Source organism: Stenotrophomonas sp. G106K1 (genome assembly GCF_037969685.1).
GTDB lineage: Bacteria > Pseudomonadota > Gammaproteobacteria > Xanthomonadales > Xanthomonadaceae > Stenotrophomonas > Stenotrophomonas lactitubi.
Genome location: NZ_JBBPFR010000005.1, coordinates 151,198 through 175,588 on the forward strand (window position 1 = coordinate 151,198; position 24,391 = coordinate 175,588).

A 24,391-nucleotide genomic window follows, 5' to 3' on the forward strand; every position below is an offset into this window, starting at 1 on the left:
ACGGAATTACCAAGGGATTGTGGAAATGACGATCAGGTGGCTGGCCAACTTTGATTTCTCAGGCGGATTGCAGGATCTGCTGGGCTACGCGGTGCGTGTCCAGTCGATCGGCGATTTCGTCTTCTTCAAGCTGATCATGGATTACCTGCGCGACAGGATCAGTGACTACGGCATCGACCTGATGGGGCGTATGATGTCCTGGGTCGGTGGCATTGCCCTGGTGCTGATGACGCTGTGGGTACTGATCCAGGGCTTCCGGATCGTCACCGGCCGCAGCCGCGACTCCATGATGGTGCTGGTGACCAACATGGCGCGCGCGGCGTTGATTGTGAGCGTTGCCACCAGCATGGCGATGTTCGGCAGCAACCTGCAGAAATTCCTCAACGAGGACGTCAAAGGCCTGATCACCCACGTGGTGACCGGCAAGGACCAGCAGCCGGAAGACCAGATCGACAAGAGCTTGGCCTGGATGCAGGTGGCGCTGTCGAGCATTGATGGCATCAAGATCCTGAATGATCCAGGGTTGCAGGCGGACAAGACCCGGGCGCTGTGGTTCATCGGTCTGGGCACGGGCGGCCCGGCGGTCACTGCTGGTGCGATGTTGCTGCTCTACGAGGTCGCGCTGGCGCTGTTCATCGGCCTGGGTCCCTTGTTCATTCTGTGTCTGCTGTTCGACCAGACCAAGCAGCTGTTCCAGCGATGGCTGTTCTACGGCATCGGCACGATGTTCTCGATGGCGGTACTGGCAGCGATGGTATCGATCGCGCTGGACATGGTGATCCGTGTCTCGGCCGCGTTCTGGTCCACCGCCTTGGTCAACAAGTTCCTACTCGACGGCGCCTCCAGCGACGGCATGACCAGCCAGGCGATGCAGCAGGGCGGCATGGGCCTGATCCTCACGACCCTGATCCTGACCGCTCCCCCAATGGCGGCGATGTTCTTCCAGGGGACCTTGGGTGGTTTCGCGCCATACTCCCAGATCGGTGGATCGGCAGCGGGCCAGCCGGGTCCGCAGGGTCAGCCGCCGGGTTCGTATACGCCGCCGGCACCGGAGAAGGGTGCTGCGCATACTACAGAATCCAATGCCAGTCGCGTGCATACCTCAATTCCATCAGCTCCGACCAGCAACAATGATTTGACGCCCGGGATATATGGCTCAGCAAGGTGAGGATGGTGGGGCAATGATGTACGTGAAATATCCAAGGATTAGAATGGCAATTGTCTCTTCGAAATTCAGGGTCGTCATTGGCGCATTCCTTATCCTGGGCGGCTTCTGTTTTTCGGATGCTGCGTTGGCTGAGGGGAGGTGTCCTCCCGGGCAGTATCCAATTGGCGATAGTCGCGCACCTGGTTGTGCGCCGATTCCCGCATCGGGTTCTGAATCTGCTGGGCCACGCCCGACGGGGCGATGGATCAAGACCTGGGGTGCGATTGCACTTTCCCCCGATGGTGCTTCCGGTGCGGCGACGGGACGGCGTAGCAAATCTGTTGCTGCAAAGGATGCGGAAGGCGTGTGTACCAACGCCGGCGGCAAGGCATGCAAAGTAGCCTTTACGTTCAAAAATCAGTGTGCCGCTGCAGCTGTTCCAAGCGCAGGCGAGGGAGGGACTAGTTTCGCGCGATCAGCTGACGAGGCCACTTCCAAGGAGCTCGCGCTTAAAGAATGTCGGTCAGGTGGCGGGTTGGAGTGCCGTACGGTTTATTCCGCTTGTTCTGAGCCGGAGTTTGAAGCGTTCTGAATGGATTCATTCATTGAGGTCTGATTGACCTTGTCTTGATGGATAAGGATGAGGGGCCACAGGATCTGATGGAGAATGGGCCAGCACGTTAAGAGATAATGATGCCTATTTCATACAAAAGTTCACTGATGGTGCCTGTCTTGGTCTGTGTAGCCCTTGCATTCTCAGGAGAAGTGAACGCGGAGGGCAGATGTCCTCCTGGCCAGTATCCAATAGGGGACCGCCGCGCTCCAGGCTGCGCTCCAATCCCTGCTGGTGGTGGCGGAGCTGTGGAAGGGCCGCGTGCCACTGGCCATTGGATAAAGACATGGGGGGCAATTGCAACCTCCTCTACCGGCGCCTCAGGAACAGTCACTGGTGAGGTTAAGAAATCAGACGCCGCGAAGAATGCAGTTTCTGAATGTGCTACCTCAGGGGCGCGTGATTGCCGGGTTTCGTTTACCTACAAGAATCAGTGCGCTGCGGCGGCTGTTCCTAGCTCTGGAACCCCTGGGACTAGCTTTGGCAGTGCAGCTACGGAAGAGCTTGCCAAAGGCGTAGCTACTAAATTGTGCGATTCCCGCGGCGGACGTGGCTGTGATGTTGTTTACTCAGCCTGCACAGAGCCAAAATTCGAAGCGTTTTGACGCATCGATAGCTGGCATCCCGATGGTGGCGCTGGCTGCAGCGCCAATAATGTCGATCTTCTTCCTGACTGGCAGCGATGATCTCAATCGCGCTGTACGCTGTACATGGTGTCTCGGCAGCGCTCTGATCGACTGCGTTGGTCAACAAATTCCTGCTCGATGGCGCCTCCAGCGACGGCATGACCAGCCAGGCGATACCGCAGGGGGGAGGCATGGGATTGATCCTCATGACCCTGACTGCGTCCCCCCCAATGGCGGCGATGTTCTTCCAGGGGACCTTGGATGGTTTCGCGCCATACTCCCAGATCGGCGGATCGGCAGCGGGCCAGCCGGGTCCGCAGGGCCAGCCGCCGGGTTCGTATACGCCGGCGGCACCGAAATCGAAAGATCATGCTGATAGCAGCAGTTCCGGCGCTGACTACAGTCGAATGGGGGGCATGAACAGTGGGGCCTCAGGTGTAAGTCAAGATACGGGGCAGCGAGGTATCGCAGTCACAGCAAAGGATTCAAGATGAGAAACGGCTACAGATCAGGTATTCAATCGACCGCCCCGATTTTCCGCGCCGTGATAGTCGTTTGTACTATGGCTGCTCTATCGGTTGTTGCCGGACCAGTGCTGGCAGAGGGTAGGTGCCCGCCCGGTCAGTACCCAATCGGAGATGACAGAGCGCCTGGCTGTGCGCCAATTCCAGCGGGAGGGGGGGGGGGGCGGAATCTGGCCCCAGGCCAACTGGTCGCTGGATCAAAACTTGGGGCGCGCTCTCCAGCTCCGCGTCAGGTGATGCGGGAGTTTCGATGGGAAAATTCAGCAAGTCTGATGCTCAGAGGGATGCTCTCGCACAGTGCGCCCAATGGGGGGCTAGTGATTGTCGGATCGATCTAGCATTCAAGAACACGTGTGTAGCTGCGGCTACCGCTGGTGGGGGGCGTGGTACGAAGATCCATACTGGTGCTGATGTGGGCGTGGCTCAGGCCCGCGCTCTCAAGGACTGTCAAGTTACGGGGGGGGGGGGCGGCGTGCAAGGTTGTTTACAGCGGTTGCACGGAGCCGTATTTCAAGGCGTACTGATCCTTCCGTAGCCTCACTCTTGATGGATGCTGATGCCGCGATGTGTGCGGTGCTGCGTTGATCGTCACCGTTGCCACTAGCATGGCGATGTTCGGCAGCAACCTGCAGAAATTCCTCAACGAGGACGTCAAAGGCCTGATCACCCACGTGGTGACCGGCAAGGACCAGCAGCCGGAAGACCAGATCGACAAGAGCTTGGCCTGGATGCAGGTGGCGCTGTCGAGCATTGATGGCATCAAGATCCTGAATGATCCAGGGTTGCAGGCGGACAAGACCCGGGCGCTGTGGTTCATCGGTCTGGGCACGGGCGGCCCGGCGGTCACTGCTGGTGCGATGTTGCTGCTCTACGAGGTCGCGCTGGCGCTGTTCATCGGCCTGGGTCCCTTGTTCATTCTGTGTCTGCTGTTCGACCAGACCAAGCAGCTGTTCCAGCGATGGCTGTTCTACGGCATCGGCACGATGTTCTCGATGGCGGTACTGGCAGCGATGGTATCGATCGCGCTGGACATGGTGATCCGTGTCTCGGCCGCGTTCTGGTCCACCGCCTTGGTCAACAAGTTCCTGCTCGACGGCGCCTTCAGGTGACAGTCGGGCACCGGGATGTGCGCCAATTCCTTCGGGTAGCAGCGGAGACACTGGACCCAGAGCGATGGGCCGGTGGATCAAGACTTGGGGCGCCATCGCAATGTCCAATTTTGGGGCATCAGGTGTTTCGGTCGGGAAGGTAAAGAAGAGGAGGCTGAAAAAGCAGCAATGGTTGAGTGCGAAGCGACCGGCGCACGTGATTGCGACATCGCTTTTACGTACAAGCACCAGTGTGCGGCGGCCGAGACTGCGAGCTCGGGCACTCAAGGTACGAACTTTGGGAGCGGAGAGACTGTTGATGTTGCCAAGAAGGTCGCTACTGAACTCTGTCAGTCTCGAGGGGGGGAGAGTTGTGGTGTCGTGTATTCGGCATGCACAGAACCAAAGTTCGAGGCTTTCCAGATATTTTTTTGCAGCCGCACCGCGACAATAGGTGCGTTGAAGGGGGGGCGCCATGGACATATCGTGATCACATCAGTCAACATGACACGGTAGGCTCTGCTGCAAAGCACTATCCGCGTTGCATTGGTCTTCACGCTATTCGAAGGAACGAATCATGCAGAATCCCTCCGCCTTCTGTGTAGTGGCGCTGGTCGGCGGTCTGGCGCTGGCTTCGTCAGCACTCGCCGCCGATAGCTGGGTCATCTTCGCCGGTGGCGACAAGCCCAATCGTGAAGCGTGGGTAGTGGATGCGCAAACGCTCAGCAGCCGCTCGGACCTGATGGCTTTCCTGCAGACGGCCACGCAGGAAGAGCAGAACGCGTACTTGAAGCAATTGCGCCGCAAGAAGCCGCCGAAGCCTGGTGAGCCCCTCGCTGGCCCGGATCCGGTATACGAGATCCAGGTCAATACGGTTTACGAGAACGCGATCAAGCCGAATCGGCTGATCAGGAAGTACTCGGTGAACTGTGCGCGTAACACCGTGGCCATGAAGATGAGCCTGGTGCAATGGCGCGACCGTGCGATCGAGGATATTCCACCGGAGAGATTCGATCCGGCCAGCGAGGCAGTCGAGCCTTGGCAGGTGCAACTGGTGCGTTTTGCCTGCCTCGTCGGGCCTGACCCCAAGGCGAAAGAGCCGGCGGAAATGATGAAGCGCGGCTTCCTGCCCATCGGTGACGTCGGCCAGTCACCTGCGAATTTCATATGGGGCAATCTGTGGAAGGATGGCACGCGCCCAGCATTCACCTATCGGCCGACCGACGCCGAAATGGACCGGGCTGAGCGCAGTCTGGAAGCGAATCTGGCGCGTGGCCAGAAGGAGACCAGCCGCGTTCTGGATGAGTCGCTTCGCGCAGCCAACCGCGTGGGCCGCAACAATCTGATGGACATGTGGATCGGCAAGACCGAGCAGGAGTTCGTGCGGACATGGGGCACGCCGGACCGTGTGGAGAATGGGGCCGATGGTTCGCGCACCTTGTACCTGCATCGTGGCGAGCGCGTTCAGGGGTTGAACGTATACGGGCATGTCGTCAGTGACGTGAACAACCGCTGCGATATCACGGTGCTGACGATGGATGGCTACGTCCGTGACTACGCCACTCAAGGGGCCACGTGCGCGCAGCAGTTGCGCTGATCGTGGCTACAGGCCAAGCCGCCGGGAATCAGGGAAGCCATGAAGCGAATCCACCAAGCTATCTTGTCGTGCCTGCTGCTGGTTGCGGGCTCTCTGCCTTTTACTGCAATGGCCGAAGGCAATTGCCCGCAGGGCATGTATCCCATCGGTGGCCAGGGTGTGCAGGGTTGCGCGCCCATCCCCGTGAGCAGCACAGGCTCGCCCTACAGCAATCGCCCCAACTGGGCGCAGACCGTGCGCGGCGTGGCGATGGATGCCCGCGGTGACACTTTCATCAGCAACTCGATGCGGTCCCGCGGCAAGGCCAAGCGCGCGTCCATGAAAGAGTGCAGGGAATTCGGCAAGGGCGAATGCACGTTGGCGACCCTGTTCCAGGCGCAGTGCGTGGCGGTCGCTCACACAGGGCTGGGTACTGAAACCACCAGTGTCGCCGCCGCCATGTCCGAACAGGGAGCGGTCATTGTCGCTATGCAGCAATGCAACGCGAAGGCGGCGTGGAAGCGGATGCCCCAGGATCAATGCAGGATCGCCAACACGGCCTGCACCGCGGATCTGTTCATCAGGTAGGGCACCATTCACGTTAAGCCCAGTTTTTATGTGATCAATTCCGCTTTTCGCTTCTCCCGACCTTCGACGCGGCAAAGCTCCTCGCGGTAAGCTCCCCGCGCGCCATAAAAATGACGCGCCAGTGCCACCGATTGCAGGAGCTTTTCCGTCCAATGAGGACTCTGTCCGCCCGTCCGACGGGTGACGCTTGCCACTATCGCGGCCACGCCGTGCGCGGGGCTATGATCCGCATCTGCGCAGGCGCGGGCGAGCCGGGACACCGCGTTCCGACCGGCCAGGGACGCGGGCATCGGCAAGACGACATTGAAGGAGTGGGAGGGGATGGAAGACAGGTTTGGCGCACACATGGACGATGCCCTGGCATTCGTTCCGTCCGGTGCGAACCTGCTGGAAGCCGTCAGGGGCGAGCTCAACGGCGATGGCATCGAGTACCAGCTTCTGGTCATCGACCAACCAACGCCGGAAGGGCTGGTGCCCGGCCAGCACGGACCGAACCGGGTGCTGCTGTTGCTGCGCGGTGACGGGCGCGGGCGCTGGCAGCTGGCCGCGCGCAACGACAAGCTGGTGCCGTGTTCCACCTGCGGTGGCCTGGCGGGCGACCCTTTTGCGTATGCAATGGTTGAGGAAGACACCTTCAGCGTGATCACCAACGGCGGCAGCCGCGAGCGCTGGAGCAGCACGTACCGGTTCCGCTATGCATCGGCGGACAAGGCGTGCTGGGTGGATGGGGTGAGACGCAAGGTCGTGGATATCGAGACCGAAGCGACCAACATCCGGGATTTCTCGGTGGCGGAACTGGGCAGGGTGCGGTTCGAGGACTTCGACCCGTCCAGTGTCGCCGAGGTGTCGCTTCCATGAGCCAAGCTCCAACCGGCGGAAAGGAATCCGCGCTGATGAACATCCAGGAGTTGCACTGTGTCGACCGATAGAGAGTCGCAACTGCTGCGGCAGGCGACGAAAGCCGGCATCGACTCCCCCCTTGAACTGGCCAATTTCATGGCCCAGGCAGGGCACGAGTCGCGCGGCCTGAGCCGGCTCAACGAGAGCTTCAACTATACCCGGGGCATCTCGCAGATCCCGGTCGAAGCGGCGTGGCGCAATGGCACCGAGGCGCTGGAGTCCGCGCGCCAGGAAGCCCTGCGAGGGCGTCCGGATGACCTGGCCGAGCTGATGTATGGCGGCCGGATGGGCAACGATGCGCCCGGTGATGCGCTGAAGTACCACGGGCGCGGTTATCTGCCGCTGACCGGTAAGGAAAGCTACGAGCGTGCGGGCAGTGCGCTGGATCTGGATCTGGTCAACCAGCCCGAGTTGGCATCGCAGCCGGAACACGCAGGTCGCATCGCGGTGTGGCAATGGCAGAACCGTGTGCCGGAACACGCGCGCGAGGACGTGCGCGAGGCGACCTACGCCATTAACGGCGCCGTCAACGGGGTGGAGGACCGGCTCAAGCGTTTCGAGGCGTGGCAGCAGAAGCTGACCCCGGACGTGATGGACCGGCTTGCCCGCGGCGAAGTGGGCGAACCTGCACAGTTGCCTGAGCGCGCGCGCGATATGTCCGATCCGGCCCATGCCGGCAATCGCTTGTTCACCGACGCACGGGGTCATCTGCAGCAGATGGGGCCGCAGAGTGGCATGCGCAGCCAGCAGGAACTGGACAATACGGCCGGAGCCTTGGCGTTGAGCGCACAGAAGGCAGGGATGAGCCGTATCGATCACGTGGTGGCCGGTACCGATGGCAGGGCATTGTTCGCGGTGCAGGGCGTCATGGGGGACCCGGCGATGCAGCGCTCGATGGTCGAGCGTGAGGCCGCCGCCCAGCTGCCGTTGGAGCAGAGCAGCCAGCAGTTGGCGGCCGAAGCCTCTTCCCGCCAGGAACAGGCTGCTTCGGTTACTCGCGAACAGGAGCAGAACCGCCCGCGATCGCTGTAATCTGGGCACCGCCTGCAGGTCGGAGACCGGCGGGCCCATCGCACGACATCGAGCACCCTCGGGTGCCTACATGGATCTCTTTGTAAGGACACAACATGCGAAACACTTTCCTGCATTCCAACGTGGCCCAGCGTGGTCGCGCTTCGGCATTGTGGTTGCTGCCGCTGGGACTGGCCTCCGCCATGGCCCACGCGCAACAGGCCCCGGATGCTCCGGCGGTTCCCGCAGTCGAGGAGGCGGTGTCAGTGACCACGACAAGCGCGCAGGCGCCCGCGGACACCGCAACGGATGTCGCCACTGCCCCGGCCCCCGTCGCAGCGCCTGAGCCGGCACCTGCGGTGGTTGCTGCAGCGGTGCCCGCGGCGGAGCCGTCCATGCCGCCTGCATCCGCACCGCAGCCGGCACCGCCAACGGACGGCGCTTCGGAAGCCGTCGCCGCCGAACCCGCGATTGCACCAGTGCCTGCGGCAGCGCCGACGGCCCCTGCGGCCGACGCAGCGTCCGCCCATGCTGCACCCGCTGGCCCTGTTGCATCGGGCCCTGCCGCGGCCCCACCTCCGACTCCCGTGCCGGTGTCAGCCTCCGCTGTGGCCGCTGCGCAGGAACCCGACACCGCACCGGCCCCGACACCCGTCCCGCCGCCAGCCCCAGCCCCTGTCGCACCACCGATCATCCCGCTCGCAGCAGACCAGGCCACCGAGCGCCAGCTCGGTGCGCGCTGCCCGGTCGATCTGGCCGGTCGCCTGGCACCGCAGGGCGATCTGATGATCGGCGCCTGCCAGGGCACGTTGCCGCCGCACCTGGCGGCGCTGCTGGTGGCATTGCCTGAGCAGGACATCCACCTGCCGCGCAGCTGGCGCGAGCGTGAAGTGCGCCAGAAGGCGTGGTTCAAGGCCGTGGCCGGCATGGGCCAGCGCCCGGACTTCATCGCCCGCGTGGGAGACATCTGGGTACGTTCGTTTGAAGGCGCGGATGCGTCGACGACCACCTACCTGGTCTCGGCGCCGTTCGACTGTGCCGATGGCGCACTGCCAAACGAGAACACCGCAGAGCCCGTCCGGCTCGCAGCCGGCAGTTGCGGGCAGGCCTACGTCCGCCAGCGCGTGTACCAAGTGGGCAGCGATGGCGTCCCGCAGGACATCACTGCAATGGCAATGCCGGCGGCACCATCGATCGCCGAGGCCGATCGTGCCCGTCACCGCGCCCGCGAGGGCAAGGTCATCCTGGATCACAGCAAGTTGCAGTACGGGCCGGCCATGCGCTGGTTCGTGCAGTACCCGGAATCGCCGCAGAAGACCGGTCCGCACAGCTTCAGCGACTGGAACCGTGAGCACCTGTCCTTCGTGGTCTGGAACGGCACGGGCTTCGAGCTGCGCGATACGGTGACGCGCGCACAGTGGCCGTGTGATCCCGTGGCGCCGGGCGACAAGCCTTGCAGCGGTTTCCCGGACTCGGGCCCAGATGCGTACGTGCTGGCAGGGTCGACGGTGAACTCGGCAGTTTCCAGCCCCTGATCGACCGCAGATACGACGGGAGCCGGCGGTGCCGGCTCCCGTTTTCATTCCAGCAATCGTCTCAGGCGTGCAGGCTGCGCTGGGTCGCCTGGGTCTGTTCCAGCTGCTGCTCGCGCGCCAGGGCCTGACCGGCAGATTGCTGCTCGATGCGCTGGCTGCTCTGCTCCAGCGGCGTGTTCATCGCAACGGCCGTGTCCACCGATACACGCAGATGGGCAGGGTCCCCCCCCTGGCCCTGCACCGCGAAGCTGCGCGAGGCATCGGCGTTCATCACCACGTCGTCGATGCGCTTGCCGCCCGCGGCGTGCATTTCGGCGGCCAGGCTGCCAGCCAGCTGCGTACTCATCACATCCGGCACGCGGCCGGCGCGCACGTCCTGCGCATGCACGCCACGGATCGCGTCGTTGAATAACGGATTGCCCAGATGATTGGCATCGTCCATGCGCAGCATACTGGTGTGATGGCCGTTCTTCTCCGCTTCGCGGCGTGCCGGCTCACCGGGCTGCAGCGGGCCACGGATGTGGTCGTACAGATCGATGGCGCCGCCGGGAATGCCGCGCGCTGCGCGGGTAACGCCACTGCGCAGGGATTCCACGTCGTCGCGGTACTCCTCGATCATCTTGGCGTTGTCTTTCGCCAGCTGCTGCGTATCCGGATGCTTCAGGACCGAGCCGTCGCCGAGGAAGTTGCCCAGCTTGTGCGCGCCGAACGAGCTGCCTGCTGCAAGGATTGGACGATCCGGGATCAGGTCGCGCAGCGGGTGGTTGCTGAAGCCAGCCGCTGACAACCTCTTGATCTCATCCGGGTTGGCGTAGATGCGTACCTGGCCGAAGTGGGGCGAAGCAGCGCTGACCGGATCGGATGCCATGACGTGGTTGATCATGGTGTTGCCGCCTTCGGGGATGCGGTAGCTGAGGCTGACCGCGCCATAGGCGTTGAAGGTCTCACCCTTGACGTTGAAGTGGTGCGAAGTGATCTGGGCAAGGGCGCCGCCGAGGGAGTGGCCGGTGACGGTGACCTGGGGAGTATGTCCACCATTCAAGCGGGACTGGAGTGCGGCAGATTCAAGCGTTCTCTGGGTCAATGCGATCGCGTCAGGTGCCTGCACATTGGTGCGCGCTACCACCATGCCGCCATCGGTCAGGATCGCATCGCGGGCAATATCCTCCGTGCCACGATGGGCAATGACGATCTCTTTGCTGTCTACGCGCTGATAGACGGTGCCCTGATAGCCGTTGAGCCGGTTGTCGACATGCTCGAGTATTCTGTACTCATGGCCGTTGAGCGTGACCTTTTCTTCCTGGCCGGGTGCACGTCGGCCGACGGCGCGGTCCTTGTAGGCGTCATCGGATAGCGCAGCGTAGTCCTGGGAGGTGATGGTCACGGTGCCACCTCACTCGCAGAAAGGCTGATCGTGAACAGCTTGTCCTGCAGGTCGGCGGCATAGCCGCTGCGATCAGGCTCACCACTGGCCGGGAAATTGGGAACGCGATCTGCCCGCGGATAGACCAGATCCGGATAGTAGAGCGTATGCGCGCTGCCGTCGGTCAGCGGCTTGGCATCGACGAAGGTCAGGAAGCGAGTTTCGTCTTCGGCGCCGGTTGCTTTCAGCATGGCACCGGCTCCGCTGAATTCCCATTTGCAGACGCCGCGGCCGTAGTAGTCCTCATCCAGCATACGGTCCACATACAACGTGCCGCGATACTCGCCATCGGCAACCTTGCGCAGCTGCACCGGTTCCTGGCTGGTGATGCGCGCTGCGGTGCCTGTGGCGGGTTCGATGTGACCGCACTGGTCTTCGTTGATGACGTCGTACTGCGCAACGCCCTCGACCACCGCGAATTCTCCGGGGGCATCCTTCAGGCGCAGCACCAGTTCATAGGCCTTGCGCGGGCTGGGGTTGAGCTTTGCGAGGCCACGCCCGCCCTGGGCGACATCGGCTTCGGCAGCGGCACGTTCCTGGTTCATGGCGGACTCCGGGTTGCAGGCGGTCAATAGAAGCAGAGCAAGGCACGGAAGCATCTTGGGGCGCAATGTCGGCCTCCCTGGGGCATAGAGGGATATATGGAGCAGGCCACTCTCCGCGCGAGATTCTGCGCAGTGATCATGGTTGAGAGTAACGCGTCATGCAGATCTACCCGGTAGCGCGTCGGGTTTTCCTCGCCGCTTGCGCCATATCCGGCAATCTCTTCGATGCGCGGGGGACATGCATCAGGAGCGATTCGACGTTCATGCGCTCCCTTTGGCGTGATACGGCGTGGTACATCCATGTCCATGCATCCTTCCCCGGTGACAGGTCCGGCGATTATGGAGTGCCCGGGAAAGCTGGCGCCAGCCGTCTCTGGACAAGGGTGGCGATTTATTGACGCATTCGGCGAAGGGTGATGCCAGTGAATCGACTGCGGCACAGGCGATTCGATAGCGCCAAGGCGTTTCAATGTCGCGATCGGCTCTCACTATCAATTTGTGACTTGAATCATGAATTCACACCTTCCTTACCCTGACAAAGTGCCTGCCATGAACCTTGCAATCCGCCCAGAATCCATCGACGACCATGTCGCCATTCACAAGCTCACCGAAATGGCGTTCCGCGATGCTGTCCACAGCAGCCATACCGAACACCACATCGTCGACGCATTGCGTGAGCGTGGCGAGCTGAGCATCTCGCTGGTGGCAGAGGATGCGGGCCTTCTGGTGGGTCATGTCGCGCTGTCCCCGGTCAGCGTGCAGGACGGCAGCCAGGGCTGGTTCGGGCTCGGGCCGATTTCGGTGCTGCCGCAGCAGCAGGGGCGCGGCGTGGGCACGGCATTGATGCGGGCCGCGATCGAGGCTCTGCGCAGGAAGGGCGCGCGGGGCTGCGTGCTGTTGGGCGAGCCGGCCTACTACGGGCGCTTCGGCTTCCGTGCCGTGCCGGGTCTGGTCCTACCCGGCGTGCCGGCGGCGTATTTCCAGGCCCTGTGCCTGCAGCCGCCGATGGCGCAGGGCGAGGTGCGTTACTCGCCGGCGTTCGACGCGGTTGCCTGATCGGGGAATGGCCGGCGTTCCAAACGCCGGTCAGCCTGGGTGGCGCAGGTGGATGAGGGGATACGGACGACCCTGCGAATCCAGCGGTGAGCGGCCGGTTTCGACGAAACCCATGCGCCGATAGAAGCCCACAGCCTGCGCATTCTGCGCGTTGACGTCGGTGCTCAGGCGCGGATGCAGGGCCAGCGCATGCGTCAGCAGCTGGCGGCCGATACCGGTTCCGCGCACGTCGGGATCGATGAACAACGCTTCCATGTGCGAGCCGTCGATCAGCATGAAGCCCTGCGGCTGGTCCTGGTCGCCGACGGCCACGACCATTGGGGCCTGTGGCAGGAAGCCGGCAACTTCAGCATCGATAGCCTGGCGGTCTTCGGCACTGAGGAAGTCATGGGTGGCGTCGACGGCGCGACGCCAGAGATCGACGAGCGCGTCACCATCGGTGGCGCGGGAAGGGCGCAGGGTGGTCATGGGATAGGCCAAGGTGCTTCGGAATACCTGGATTGTAACGGTGTGATACCCGCCAACAGAAAGCCCCGCCGAAGCGGGGCTCTGAGCATCAGCGTTCGCTGTGTGCCTTACTGCACGGTGCAGCCGGACACTGCCGGGAAGCCGATGACTTCGCCATTGCCGGTGCAGGCCAGCGTGATCTTCTGGCCCTTCTTCAGGCCGGCAGCCACGTCCTTGGGCAGGTCGCTGGCCTGTACGAAGCCGAACGGCTTGGCGCTCAGCTGCACGACCGGCTTGTCCATGAAGTCCGAGCTGATCGAGTCGACCGTGCCGGAAACCAGCAGCGCCTTGCCCTTGTACTTGCCGTCAGCAGCGATCTCGTTGTCCTGGTAATCGCTGAACATCGTGGTGGCTGTCACTTCCAGCGCCGAGGCGGGTGCCATCGCGGCATCGCTGGCGACTGCGGGGGCTGCGGTTTCCGTGGCCTTGGCGGCAGCATCTGCCTCCGCGGCGGCGGACGAGACGCTGGCTTCAGCGACGGCCGCATCGTGCTGGCCCTTGCTCTGCGCGCTGATGCCGCTCATGGTGCCGGCAAAGATCGCCAGGCCGACGAAGTACACGATCGGCGAAACGATGATCGAGCCCAGCAGCTGGAACAGGCCCTTCATGGCGCCGCCCTTGGCCATTGCGACGATGGCGAGGATGAAGGCCACCAGGTTCAACGGCCAGCCCAGGAACAGGCCCAGGCCGGGGAACGGTACGAGGAAGCACAACCAAGCGATCGCCAGCGTGATCCATGCGGCTTTTCCGGCAGGGCTGGCCTGCACGGTGGTATCTGCAACTGCGTTCAAAACTACCCCCTGTAGAGATCGAAAGGTGAAATCGTTGCCGGCAAGCGGCAGTGCACAATCGTCAGATGACGAAAGCGCGGTCGTAGCGTGAAGGAGTCTTCACGGCAGATCAAGCGGCGCTGCACTGTTGGCCGGGCCAAGGCTCATCGCATCCAGTCGGCGGAAGCTCCAAAAGCCCTGCGTTACACTAGCCACGCGCTGACTCCTTGAATCCGAGAAACGCCATGACTGAAACCTTGGGCGTGCCGGTGCACGACGTTGATGAGAGCTGGATGCGTCACGCATTGGCATTGGCCGAACGTGCGCAACGCGAGTTCAATGAGATCCCTGTCGGCGCAGTGCTGGTGGGTGCCGACGGCCAGCTGCTGGGCGAGGGCTGGAACCTCAACATCGCCTCGCACGATCCCAGCGCGCACGCCGAGATCGTGGCCATGCGCGAGGGCGGGCGGCTGCTGGCCAATCACCGCCTGATCGGCAGCACGCTGTATGTCACGCTGGAGCCCTGCGCAATGTGCGCGATGGCGATCGTGCATGCACGTGTGGCGCGCCTGGTCTACGGCGCCAGCGATCCCAAGACGGGGGCCTGTGGCAGCGTGTTCGATCTGGTCGGTGATGCCCGCCATAACCACCGGGTCGAGGTCCATGCCGGCGTGCTGGCCAAGGAGGCGGGCAACCGCCTGACCAACTATTTCCGGGCCAAGCGTGGCAAGCCGCCGCTGCTGCTGCTGGAGGGCCACGCTGGCGAGGGCTGAGTGGCGAAAGGGTATGATGGCCGCCACTTTCAATTACCGGCCGGCCTCGTGCCTGCCCAGCAACGAGGCGACACGATGGCAGAGAACGGCGCGGCCAACGAGCGACTGATCTGGATCGACCTGGAAATGACCGGGTTGGATACCGACAACGATTCGATCATCGAGATCGCCACCGTGGTCACCGATGCCCAGCTCAACGTGCTGGCCGAGGGCCCGGAGTTCGCCATCCACCATCCGCTGGAAACACTGGAAGCGATGGACGAGTGGAACCGCAACCAGCATCGTCGTTCGGGCCTGTGGCAGCGTGTCATCGACAGCACCACGACGCTTGGCCAGGCCGAAGCGCAGACCGTGGCCTTCCTGGCGCAGTGGATTCCGGCTGGCGTGTCGCCGATGTCGGGCAACTCCATCTGCCAGGACCGCCGCTTCCTGCACCGGCAGATGCCGCGGCTGGAGAAGTACTTCCACTACCGCAACCTGGACGTGTCCACGGTGAAGGAGCTGGCCAAGCGCTGGGCGCCGACCGTGGCCGCGGGCGTGGGCAAGAACAGCAACCACACCGCGCTGAGCGATGTGCATGATTCGATCAACGAACTGCGCCACTACCGCCAGTTCATGGGTGCGCTGTCGGGGCTGCCCACTGCCTGAGGCGGTCACCCGGTGGGGTCGGACCCCTTTCCAGCGGAAAGGGCTCTGACCCCCGCGACGATCCGTTCAACTTCCTGGCGCTAAGATCGGCCCATGAACGAGCCCATCCTGCTGCCCCGTGATATCGCCCACGACGCTGGCGACTGGTCTGACCTGCAGCGGGCGGTAGCCCTGCTGGAAGCGCCCACGATCACCGCGCGCATGGCCAACCTGGTCGGGACGCCGCTGGAGTTCGCGGTGAAGGCGCTTCCCGCCTCGGTCTCCAACCGCATCCACGGTGCGGTGCAGGCGGCGTTGTCCAAATCGGTGCAGGCCGCGCTGTGGAGCATGGACAACACCCCGGGCAAGGGCGCCTCGACACGTTGGCACAAGCTGGCGGCAGCGACATCCGGTGCGGTCGGTGGTGCGTTCGGCTTCGCCGCGCTGTTCATCGAGCTGCCGGTGTCGACCACGATCATGATGCGTGCGGTGGCCGATGTCGCCCGCAGCGAAGGCTTCGATCTATCGCAGTTCAGCACCCGCCAGGCCTGCCTGGAGGTGTTCGCACTGGGCGGCAGTTCGCCGCGCGACGATGCCAGCGAGACCGGCTACTACCTGGCCCGTGGCTTCACCGCCGATGTCATGCGCCACCTGTCGGCCGAACTGGCCGGGCGCGTGGTGACGGGACGCGACCTGACCCTGGGCGTGGCGCCGAAGGAAGCCGGCAAGCTGCTGGCCAAGCTGGTGGAAAAGGTCGCCGCTCGTTTCGGCGTGGTGGTCACCGAGAAGTTTGCCGCGCAGGCGGTACCAATCGTGGGTGCGGCAGCCGGCGCGACGCTCAACACCATGTTCACCGACTACTATCAGGACATGGCCCGTGGCCATTTCATCGTGCGCCGGCTGGAGCTGAAGTACGGCGAAGAGGTAGTGCGCACCTGCTACGACCGCATCGCACACGGCGGGGCGTTGATCGAGCCGACGTTGTAGCCGGAGCGCGCGTAGATCCACGCCATGCGTGGATGCGGCATCGTTGCCCCGCAGGCACAACTGTTTTGCACAAACGCGCCTGTTGCGCACGCAACACCATCCCCATCCTTGCCGGCAATCCCCCGCAAGAGAATGCCGCCATGTTGTTCACCCCCCACCGCCTGGGCGCGCTGACGCTGCCCAACCGCATCGTGATGCCGCCGATGACCCGTTCGCGTGCGGCTGCCGGCAATGTCGCCACCGCACAGATGGCCGAGTACTACGCCCAGCGTGCCGGTGCCGGCCTGATTGTCAGCGAGGGCACCCAGATCAGCCCGCAGGGCCAGGGCTACGCCTGGACCCCGGGCATCCACAGCGAAGCGCAGGTGCAAGGCTGGCGGAGGGTCACCGATGCCGTGCACGCGGCCGGTGGTCGCATCTATGCCCAGCTCTGGCATGTAGGGCGGGTGTCCCATGTGGCCCTGCAGCCGGACGGTGCGGCCCCGGTCTCTTCCTCGGCACTGCTGGCCGAAGGGGTGAAGGTCTTCGTCGACCCCACCGGCGCCGGTCCGGAATCCGGCGTGGGCGAGATGATCCAGCACTCGATGCCGCGCGCGCTTGGCGAGGGCGAGATTCCGGGCATCGTGGCCGACTATGCGCAGGCCACCCGCAATGCACTGGCCGCCGGCTTTGATGGCGTCGAGCTGCACGGCGCCAACGGCTACCTGATCAACCAGTTCATCGACTCGCAGGCCAACCAGCGTACCGATGGCTATGGCGGCTCGCTGCAGAACCGGCTGCGCTTCCTGCGCGAGGTGGTGCAGGCGGTAGTGGCAGTGGCCGGCGGTGATCGCGTTGGCGTGCGCCTGGCGCCGCTGACCACGCTGCAGGGTGCGGTGGACGATACGCCGCAGGCGACCTATCTGGCTGCCGCGCACCTGCTCGGTGAGATGGGGGTGGGCTACCTGCACATTGCCGAGGCCGATTGGGACGATGCACCGCCGATGCCGGTGGCCTTCAAGCAGGCGCTGCGCATGGTCTACCCGGGCACGCTGATCTACGCAGGCAAGTACACCGCCGAGCGTGCCGCGCAGGCGCTGGCGGAAGGCTGGGCCGACCTGATCGGCTTCGGCCGGCCGTTCATCGCCAATCCGGATCTGCCTGAGCGCCTGCGTATGGGCGCAGAACTGAATCCGCCGGATCGCGCCACGTTCTTCGGCGGTGGTGTGGAGGGTTTTACCGATTACCCGACGCTGGAAGAGGCCGTCGACGCCTGATGCCCCTCGGTGGGTGCCGACCGTTGGTCGGCACTACCGGGATGGATCAGGGCTTGTCGCGCACCAGCGCGTCGGCCTCGACTACGCCACCGTCCTTGCCATGCAGGTACAGGTGCATGTCCTGCTGCGGATACGGAATGTTGATACCGGCCTTGTCGTAGCCCAGCTTCAGCTGTTCCAGCAGCGTCACCTTGGTGCCGAACCAATCGGCCGACTTCACGTAGCAGCGGATGCCCAGGTTGATTGCATGCGCACCCAGCTCGTACACCACCACGTCCGGTGCTGGCGTCTGCAGCACGCGCGGGTCGGCCTTCATCAGTGCCAGCGCGGTATCACGCGCCAGCTGGATGTTGTCTTCGTAACCGATGCCCACCACCAGCTCGACGCGGCGGGTGGGCTCTGCGGTGAGGTTGATGATCGGTGCGGCGGTGATCAGCGTGTTGGGAATGGTGGTGTGCTGGTTGTCCGCACCGGTGATCACGGTCTGGAAGATGCGCACTTCGCGCACCGTGCCGGTCTGCCCGGCGATGGTCACTACATCGCCCACGCGGAACGGGCGCAGGGTCACCAGCATCACGCCGGAGGCGATGTTCGACAGTGAATCCTTCAGCGCGAGGCCAACGGCCAGGCCGGCGGTGCCCAGTACGGCCAGCAGCGGGGTGATCTGTACGCCCAGCGTACCGATAGCCAGCACCGCCACGATCACCAGCGAAGCCGCATAGACCACGTTGCGCAGGAAGCTGCCCAGCATCGGGTCCACACCCATGCGCGCGGTCGCGCGTGGCATCGCGTTGGAGAGGCGACGCGCCACCCACATGCCGACCAGCAACACGACGATGGCAGCGAGCAACGGCACGCCATAGGTTTCCAGCAGGCGCTCCCAGTCGAGTGAATGGAACCAGGAGGTCGTGGCGGGCGAGGGTGGGGCAGCGGCGATCATGCGGACTCCTTTGCGACGGGAACAAGTGCGACAGGAACATGGCGTGCGCGGACGCCAGAAACAGCAAGCCCCGCGAAGGCGGGGCTTGCGTGCAACTTCATTATGGGCCGATGTCGATGAAAGCGACGTCAGCCATCAAGCGTCAACAGCTCAACCCTTGGCTTTCAACTTGGCCAGACGCAGCCAGGTATCGACCACGGTGTCCGGGTTCAGCGACACCGACTCGATGCCTTCCTGCATCAACCACTCGGCCAGATCCGGATGATCGGACGGGCCTTGGCCGCAGATGCCGACGTACTTGCCCTTGGCACGTGCCGACTTGATCGCCATCGACAGCAGCTTCTTCACCGCCGGGTTACGTTCGTCGAACAGGTGCGCCACGATCGACGAGTCGCGGTCCAGGCCCAAGGTCAGCTGGGTCAGGTCGTTGGAACCGATTGAGAAGCCGTCGAAGATTTCCAGGAACTCATCAGCGAGCAGTGCGTTGGACGGCACTTCGCACATCATGATGATCTTCAGTCCGTTCTCGCCCTGCTTGAGGCCGTTCTGTTCGAGCACCTCGACGACCTTGCGGCCTTCTTCCAGGGTGCGTACGAACGGGATCATGACCCACAGGTTGTCCAGGCCCATCTCGTTGCGCACGCGCAGCACGGCCTTGCACTCCAGTGCGAAGGCGGCCGAGAAGCTCGGGTCGACGTAACGGCTGGCGCCGCGGAAGCCGATCATCGGGTTCTCTTCGTGCGGCTCGTAGCCACTGCCGCCGATCAGGTTGGCGTACTCGTTGGACTTGAAGTCCGACAGGCGCACGATCACCGGATTCGGCGCAACCGAGGCAGTGAGGGTGGCGATGCCTTCGGCCAGGCGGTCCACGTAGAAGCCGACCGGATCGGAATAACCGGCGATCTTCTCGTCGATCTTCTTCTTCGTCGCAGCGTCCTGGCGGTCGTATTCCAGCAGCGCGTTGGGGTGGATGCCGATGTGGCTGGCGATGATCATTTCCAGGCGAGCCAGGCCGATGCCGGCATTCGGCAGCTGGCCGAAGTCGAAGGCACGTTCCGGGTTGGCTACGTTCATCATGATCTTCAACGGTGCCGGCGGCATGTTGCCCAGATCGGTGGTGGTGCGCTCGAAACCGAGCTTGCCTTCGTAGATGAAGCCGGTATCGCCTTCAGCGCAGCTGACGGTCACCAGCTGGCCATCCTCGATGACCTTGGTCGCGTTGCCCGAACCGACCACGGCCGGCACGCCCAGCTCGCGCGCGATGATCGCGGCGTGGCAGGTGCGGCCACCGCGGTTGGTGACGATGGCCGAGGCGCGCTTCATCACCGGCTCCCAATCGGGATCGGTCATGTCGGCGATCAGCACATCGCCTGGCTGCACGCGGTTCATGTCGTCCAGCGTCTTCACCACGCGGGCCACGCCGGCACCGATCTTGGCACCCACGGCACGGCCCTCGGCCAGCACATTGCCACCCTTTTCGGTCAGCGCGAAGCGCTCGATCTGGGTGGCATGGCTGCGCGACTTCACGGTTTCCGGGCGCGCCTGCACGATGAACAGCTTGCCGCTGACACCGTCCTTGGCCCACTCGATATCCATCGGGCGGCCGTAGTGCTTTTCGATGGTCAGCGCCTGGCGCGACAGTTCGGCCACGTCTTCATCGTTGATCGAGAAGGTCGTGCGCAGTTCGGCCGGGGTGTCCTCGATCCTGACGCGCTCGCCGGGGACATCCGAATACACCATGCGGATCGCCTTGCTGCCGAGCGAACGGCGCAGGATCGCCGGCTTGCCGGCCTGCAGGGTGGGCTTGTAGACGTAGAACTCGTCGGGGTTGACCGCGCCCTGCACGACCATTTCGCCCAGACCGAACGAGGAGGTGACGAACACCACGTCGCGGAAGCCGGATTCGGTGTCCAGGGTGAACAGAACGCCGGACGAACCCACGCCCGAACGCACCATCAGCTGCACGCCCGCCGACAGGAACACGTCCTCGTGCTTGAAGCCGTGGTGCACGCGGTAGGCGATGGCACGGTCGTTGTACAGCGACGCGAACACTTCCTTGACCTTGTGCACGACATCGTCGGCACCAGTGACGTTGAGGAAGGTTTCCTGCTGACCGGCGAAGGAGGCATCGGGCAGATCTTCGGCGGTGGCCGAAGAGCGCACGGCTACGGCCACGTCGCCGCCACCGTTGTCGGCGCTCAGCTTGGCGTAGGCGCTGCGGATGTCCTGGTCCAGCTGCGGCTGCAGCGGCGCATCGATCACCCAGCTCCGGATTTCCTTGCCGGCCGCGGTCAGCGCGGTGACGTCCTCGACGTCCAGCGTGGCCAGCTTGTCGAAGATGCGCTTGGACAGGTCGTTGTGCGCGATGAAGTCCTTGAAGGCTTCAGACGTGGTCGCATAACCTCCAGGAACGGAGACGCCCAGACCGGCCAGGTTGCCGATCATCTCGCCCAGCGAGGAATTCTTGCCGCCTACGCGGGCCAGGTCGGCCAGACGCAGTTCGTGCAACCACAGGATGTTCTCGTTCAAGCGCGATGCTCCGTTTGGCCATCGCCCGAGGCGGGCTGAATGGCCGCGTCCGTAGGAAGAAGTCGATATGATGCCGGGCAGACCACCGTCGGCACAAGCTTGTGTTGGCGGCCCTTTTAGGCTTCGTAGGGGGTAAAAGCGCGCATGTCGACCATCCGTCCGGTGTTCTACGTTTCCGATGGAACCGGTATCACCGCTGAAACCATTGGGCATAGCCTGTTGACCCAGTTCTCCGGGTTCAGCTTCATTACCGACCGGATGTCATTTGTCGATGACCCCGAAAAAGCCCGGGAAGCGTGTGCCCGGATCCAGGCGGCGGGGGAGCGGTACCAGGTCCGGCCGATCGTGGTGAACTCCTGCGTGGACCAGAGCCTGAGCGTGATCCTGTCCGAAAGCGGGGCGCTGATGCTGGATGTGTTCGCCCCGTTCATCGAGCCGCTGGAGCGCGAACTGTCCAGCTCGCGCCTGAACCGGGTTGGCCAGGCCCACGGCATGGTCGACTTCGACACCTACCACCGGCGCATCAACGCGATGAACTTCGCGCTGACCCACGACGATGGCATCGCGGTGAATTACGACGACGCCGACGTGATCCTGGTGGCGGTGTCGCGGGCGGGCAAGACGCCTACCTGCATCTACCTAGCCCTGCATTACGGGGTGCGCGCGGCCAACTACCCGTTGACCGACGAGGATCTGGAAAGCGACCGCCTGCCGCCCCGGCTGCGCAACTACCGGCGCAAGCTGTTCGGGCTGACCATCGACCCCGACCGCCTGCAGCAGATCCGCCAGGAACGCCGGCCCAATTCGCGCTACGCCAACCTGGACACCTGCAAGCGCGAGGTGGCTGCGGCGGAGGTCATGTTCCAGATGGAACGCATCCCGACCCTCAGCACCACCCACACCTCGATCGAGGAGATCTCCAGCAAGGTGCTCGGCACGCTGGGGCTGCAGCGCGAGCTGTATTGATCTTTTCCCTCGCGCCGCGCTGCCGGCCAGCGGCCGGCACTACCAATGGGCGCTTCAACTGCGCCCTGTAGAGCCGAGCCCACGCTCGGCTGGGCCACCGGGTTCTTGCCGAAGAGCAGCCGAGCATGGGCTCGGCTCCACATGGGTGATCGCCGTTGGCGGCTTGGCTGCGGGTTGAACCGTCCCCACGTTGAAGCACCAACGTGTAGGATCAACCCATGGCCCGAGCATTGCCCCGTACCGAGCGTATTCCCCGCCTGAGCCGGCTGAGCTGGCTCATGGGGCTGTATGCAGAGAACTACCGCCACCTGGTGCGCCTGTTCGCTCCGGCCGAGCTGGTGGCGGGAAGCTACGTCTCTTCGGTAGGTGATGGCCTGGACGTGCGCCTGGATGTGATCGAGTGCCACCGCTACACGGTGGAACTGCGCCTGACCTATGACCTCGCCGACCCCGTAACCGGTGAACCCGACCCGTCGGCCTTCGTCCGCCTGTACCGGGACGCGCGCCAGGCCGAGACCACCCACTGCTACGTCGGCCGCCGCTGGCAGGACACGATGGGCCTGTACCCGCCGCCGGCCGAACTGATCAGCCATCGCATGCGGATGAACACCTTCCTCGGCAAATGGCTGGAATACCTGGCCGAACGCGGCCATGGCGTGGCCACCTTGCGCCTTGACCCTGACGGCAACACCGTGGGTGCCGGCGACCGTCGCCTGTCGCTGGTGCGTTGATCGGCCATAATCCACGGCTGACCCGCCGCCGGACCTGCACATGCCGTATACCCCGATCGTCGCCACCCTGGGCTATGTGCTCTCGCCCGATCGTCGCCAGGTGCTGATGATCCATCGCAATACCCGGCCGGGCGACCACCACCTGGGCAAGTACAACGGCCTTGGCGGCAAGGTCGAACCGACCGAGGACGTGGCCGCCGGCATGCGCCGTGAAATCGCCGAGGAAGCCGGCATCGGCTGCACGGCCATGCGCCTGCGCGGCACCATCAGTTGGCCGGGCTTCGGCAAGCACGGCGAGGACTGGTTCGGTTTTGTGTTCGTCATCGACAGCTTTGAGGGTGCCCCGCACGGCGGCAACCACGAAGGCACCCTGGAGTGGGTGGATGTGGACAAGCTCGACCAGTTGCCGATGTGGGAGGGCGACCGCAATTTCCTGCCGCTGGTGTTCGATGCCGATCCGCGGCCGTTCCACGGAGTGATGCCCTACCGGGATGGGCGCATGCAGAGCTGGTCCTTCAGCCGGCTTTGACCGGACCCGGGACGGAGACGGTTTGGTAGTGCCGGCCGCTGGCCGGCAGCTGTCCTCGTCTTCGACGAGGACAGCTGCCCCCGCATCCTCCCTTAACCCCGCGCCTTCGGCGCGCCCCCTTGAACAACAAGGGGGGGCTCTCCACCCGTCGGGTCCACGGTAGTGCCGGCCAGCGGCCGGCACTACCCCAGCGCACGGTAGCGACGGCGCGCCAGCAGCAGGTGGAAGTGCTTTTCCCGCTGCTGGCCGTCATTGCCGGCGGTGCATTCGCGATGCGAGCGCCATGCGGTGACGCTGAAGCCGGACACCCGCAGCGCCAGCTCCACGGCATCCAGCTCATGCAGCTGGAAGTCGGCGGCGAATGGCAGGCTGCGCATGAAGCTGGCATCGCCAAAGGCCAGGCACAGGCGGCCGCCTCGGCGCAGCACCCGCGCCAGTTCATCCAGTACCGGGGCCAGGTTCGGCCAGAAGTACAGGGTGTTGACCGCCAGCGCAGCATCGACGCAGGCATCGGCCAGGGGCAGGGCATGGGCATCGCCCTCGCACAACGCGGCACGCCCGGACAGGCCTCTGGCGGCAAGCTGCTGGTTGCCGGCGTCGACCATGGCACTGGACAGCTCCACGCCCACGTAGCGACTGCCGCTGGCCTGCAGCAGCAGCGGCGCGAAGGCGGCGTTGCCGGGTCCGATCTCCAGCACCTGCTCTGCGGCAGCGACCGCCAGCAACGCGATTGCTGCCTGGTTGAGGGCGCCGTTGCTGCGGTTCATCGATTCGCCCACGGCCAGCGCGGCCTCGCCATGGGGCTGCCGCAACTGCGCGGCCAGGGTGCGTGCATCCAGCATCAACATCGTCCGTGGGTCAGGAGTCGGACGTGGCGGCGGCGGGTCCGCCGCAGACCATAGCGCCAGCCGATCGGCTTGGGAAGTAGGGAAACCCCGGCTTGAAGTGATGAGGAAATGTCCAGCGTCGCAGTCAGTGAGAACCAGTTGTCCACAGGGGGTGTGGATTACGCGTGGGCAACTTTGTGGATAAGCGCTGACAGGCGCCACCCCCCTAGGCTGTCAAGATGGGTGGCGAAAAATTCACCGCCGGTGAGGATCGGTGAGTGGCGGGTGAAGGCCAGGGGCAGCCCATGCTGTTGCCG

The 24,391-nt window shown here is 64.0% G+C and carries 23 protein-coding genes and 1 pseudogene; 17 read left to right on the plus strand and 7 right to left on the minus strand.

Going from position 1 to position 24,391, the window contains the following annotated elements:
* Positions 1–25 precede the first annotated feature (25 nt).
* From WKB25_RS07180 to WKB25_RS07220, 9 genes and pseudogenes are all read left to right on the plus strand, one after another.
* Positions 26–1,168, plus strand: a complete 1,143-nt coding sequence (locus WKB25_RS07180; protein WP_312106537.1) for a type IV secretion system protein — start codon at positions 26–28, stop codon at positions 1,166–1,168.
* Between the two features lie 43 nt (positions 1,169–1,211).
* Positions 1,212–1,739 carry a DUF4189 domain-containing protein gene (locus WKB25_RS07185; RefSeq protein ID WP_340569695.1) on the plus strand — a complete coding sequence of 176 codons (528 nt, stop codon included), beginning with the start codon at positions 1,212–1,214 and terminating at the stop codon, positions 1,737–1,739.
* A 128-nt stretch (positions 1,740–1,867) separates the two neighbouring features.
* Positions 1,868–2,365 carry a DUF4189 domain-containing protein gene (locus WKB25_RS07190; protein ID WP_340569805.1) on the plus strand — a complete coding sequence of 166 codons (498 nt, stop codon included), beginning with the start codon at positions 1,868–1,870 and terminating at the stop codon, positions 2,363–2,365.
* A gap of 1,150 nt (positions 2,366–3,515) precedes the next feature.
* Positions 3,516–4,010, plus strand: a pseudogene (locus WKB25_RS07195) (type IV secretion system protein); the annotation flags it as partial.
* Positions 4,011–4,575: 565 nt separating this feature from the next.
* Positions 4,576–5,595 (plus strand): hypothetical protein, encoded by a 1,020-nt coding sequence (locus WKB25_RS07200; protein WP_340569697.1) that lies wholly within the window; start codon positions 4,576–4,578, stop codon positions 5,593–5,595.
* Between the two features lie 39 nt (positions 5,596–5,634).
* Positions 5,635–6,162 carry a DUF4189 domain-containing protein gene (locus WKB25_RS07205; RefSeq protein WP_340569699.1) on the plus strand — a complete coding sequence of 176 codons (528 nt, stop codon included), beginning with the start codon at positions 5,635–5,637 and terminating at the stop codon, positions 6,160–6,162.
* Between the two features lie 321 nt (positions 6,163–6,483).
* Positions 6,484–7,020 (plus strand): hypothetical protein, encoded by a 537-nt coding sequence (locus tag WKB25_RS07210; RefSeq protein WP_340569702.1) that lies wholly within the window; start codon positions 6,484–6,486, stop codon positions 7,018–7,020.
* A gap of 57 nt (positions 7,021–7,077) precedes the next feature.
* Positions 7,078–8,094, plus strand: a complete 1,017-nt coding sequence (locus WKB25_RS07215; protein WP_340569704.1) for an XVIPCD domain-containing protein — start codon at positions 7,078–7,080, stop codon at positions 8,092–8,094.
* A gap of 572 nt (positions 8,095–8,666) precedes the next feature.
* Positions 8,667–9,608 (plus strand): hypothetical protein, encoded by a 942-nt coding sequence (locus tag WKB25_RS07220; RefSeq protein WP_340569706.1) that lies wholly within the window; start codon positions 8,667–8,669, stop codon positions 9,606–9,608.
* A 61-nt stretch (positions 9,609–9,669) separates the two neighbouring features.
* Here the strand turns inward: WKB25_RS07220 and WKB25_RS07225 are convergent, their stop codons facing one another.
* Both WKB25_RS07225 and WKB25_RS07230 read right to left on the minus strand, forming a co-directional pair.
* Complete coding sequence (locus tag WKB25_RS07225; protein ID WP_340569708.1) at positions 9,670–10,992, minus strand: XVIPCD domain-containing protein; 1,323 nt, start codon at positions 10,990–10,992, stop codon at positions 9,670–9,672.
* Positions 10,989–11,642: a hypothetical protein gene (locus WKB25_RS07230; RefSeq protein ID WP_340569710.1), complete on the minus strand. Its 654-nt coding sequence runs from the start codon at positions 11,640–11,642 to the stop codon at positions 10,989–10,991. Before WKB25_RS07230 ends, WKB25_RS07225 begins: the two co-directional genes overlap by 4 nt.
* Positions 11,643–12,125: 483 nt before the next feature.
* Between WKB25_RS07230 and WKB25_RS07235 the strand changes: the two genes are divergently transcribed.
* Positions 12,126–12,632: an N-acetyltransferase gene (locus WKB25_RS07235; RefSeq protein WP_340569712.1), complete on the plus strand. Its 507-nt coding sequence runs from the start codon at positions 12,126–12,128 to the stop codon at positions 12,630–12,632.
* A gap of 30 nt (positions 12,633–12,662) precedes the next feature.
* Here the strand turns inward: WKB25_RS07235 and WKB25_RS07240 are convergent, their stop codons facing one another.
* Both WKB25_RS07240 and WKB25_RS07245 read right to left on the minus strand, forming a co-directional pair.
* The gene (locus WKB25_RS07240; protein ID WP_340569714.1) at positions 12,663–13,100 is read right to left on the minus strand and encodes an acetyltransferase; all 438 of its coding nucleotides are present in this window, start codon (positions 13,098–13,100) and stop codon (positions 12,663–12,665) included.
* Between the two features lie 107 nt (positions 13,101–13,207).
* Positions 13,208–13,930 carry a hypothetical protein gene (locus WKB25_RS07245; protein ID WP_340569716.1) on the minus strand — a complete coding sequence of 241 codons (723 nt, stop codon included), beginning with the start codon at positions 13,928–13,930 and terminating at the stop codon, positions 13,208–13,210.
* A gap of 224 nt (positions 13,931–14,154) precedes the next feature.
* Here WKB25_RS07245 and tadA point away from each other — a divergent pair, with 224 nt between their 5' ends.
* From tadA to WKB25_RS07265, 4 genes are all read left to right on the plus strand, one after another.
* Complete coding sequence (gene tadA / locus WKB25_RS07250; protein ID WP_340569718.1) at positions 14,155–14,682, plus strand: tRNA adenosine(34) deaminase TadA; 528 nt, start codon at positions 14,155–14,157, stop codon at positions 14,680–14,682.
* 75 nt (positions 14,683–14,757) lie between these two features.
* Positions 14,758–15,330: an oligoribonuclease gene (orn, locus tag WKB25_RS07255; protein WP_099820642.1), complete on the plus strand. Its 573-nt coding sequence runs from the start codon at positions 14,758–14,760 to the stop codon at positions 15,328–15,330.
* A 93-nt stretch (positions 15,331–15,423) separates the two neighbouring features.
* The gene (locus WKB25_RS07260) at positions 15,424–16,296 is read left to right on the plus strand and encodes an EcsC family protein (protein WP_340569720.1); all 873 of its coding nucleotides are present in this window, start codon (positions 15,424–15,426) and stop codon (positions 16,294–16,296) included.
* Between the two features lie 140 nt (positions 16,297–16,436).
* Positions 16,437–17,552, plus strand: coding sequence for an alkene reductase (locus WKB25_RS07265; protein WP_340569722.1), 1,116 nt, complete (start codon positions 16,437–16,439; stop codon positions 17,550–17,552).
* Between the two features lie 46 nt (positions 17,553–17,598).
* Here WKB25_RS07265 and WKB25_RS07270 read toward each other — a convergent pair whose 3' ends face one another.
* Both WKB25_RS07270 and ppsA read right to left on the minus strand, forming a co-directional pair.
* The gene (locus tag WKB25_RS07270) at positions 17,599–18,492 is read right to left on the minus strand and encodes a mechanosensitive ion channel domain-containing protein (protein ID WP_340569723.1); all 894 of its coding nucleotides are present in this window, start codon (positions 18,490–18,492) and stop codon (positions 17,599–17,601) included.
* Positions 18,493–18,642: 150 nt separating this feature from the next.
* Complete coding sequence (gene ppsA, locus WKB25_RS07275; protein WP_340569725.1) at positions 18,643–21,021, minus strand: phosphoenolpyruvate synthase; 2,379 nt, start codon at positions 21,019–21,021, stop codon at positions 18,643–18,645.
* 144 nt (positions 21,022–21,165) lie between these two features.
* Here ppsA and WKB25_RS07280 point away from each other — a divergent pair, with 144 nt between their 5' ends.
* The 3 genes from WKB25_RS07280 (at position 21,166) to WKB25_RS07290 (ending at position 23,247) form a co-directional block, all read left to right on the plus strand.
* Positions 21,166–21,987 (plus strand): pyruvate, water dikinase regulatory protein, encoded by an 822-nt coding sequence (locus tag WKB25_RS07280; protein WP_089236004.1) that lies wholly within the window; start codon positions 21,166–21,168, stop codon positions 21,985–21,987.
* 218 nt (positions 21,988–22,205) lie between these two features.
* Positions 22,206–22,718, plus strand: coding sequence for a DUF1249 domain-containing protein (locus tag WKB25_RS07285; protein ID WP_100552867.1), 513 nt, complete (start codon positions 22,206–22,208; stop codon positions 22,716–22,718).
* Positions 22,719–22,758: 40 nt separating this feature from the next.
* A complete protein-coding gene (locus WKB25_RS07290; protein ID WP_340569728.1) occupies positions 22,759–23,247 on the plus strand; it encodes an 8-oxo-dGTP diphosphatase in 489 nt (162 codons plus the stop codon).
* A 182-nt stretch (positions 23,248–23,429) separates the two neighbouring features.
* Here the strand turns inward: WKB25_RS07290 and WKB25_RS07295 are convergent, their stop codons facing one another.
* Positions 23,430–24,095 carry a class I SAM-dependent methyltransferase gene (locus WKB25_RS07295; protein WP_340569730.1) on the minus strand — a complete coding sequence of 222 codons (666 nt, stop codon included), beginning with the start codon at positions 24,093–24,095 and terminating at the stop codon, positions 23,430–23,432.
* Positions 24,096–24,391: the final 296 nt, after the last annotated feature.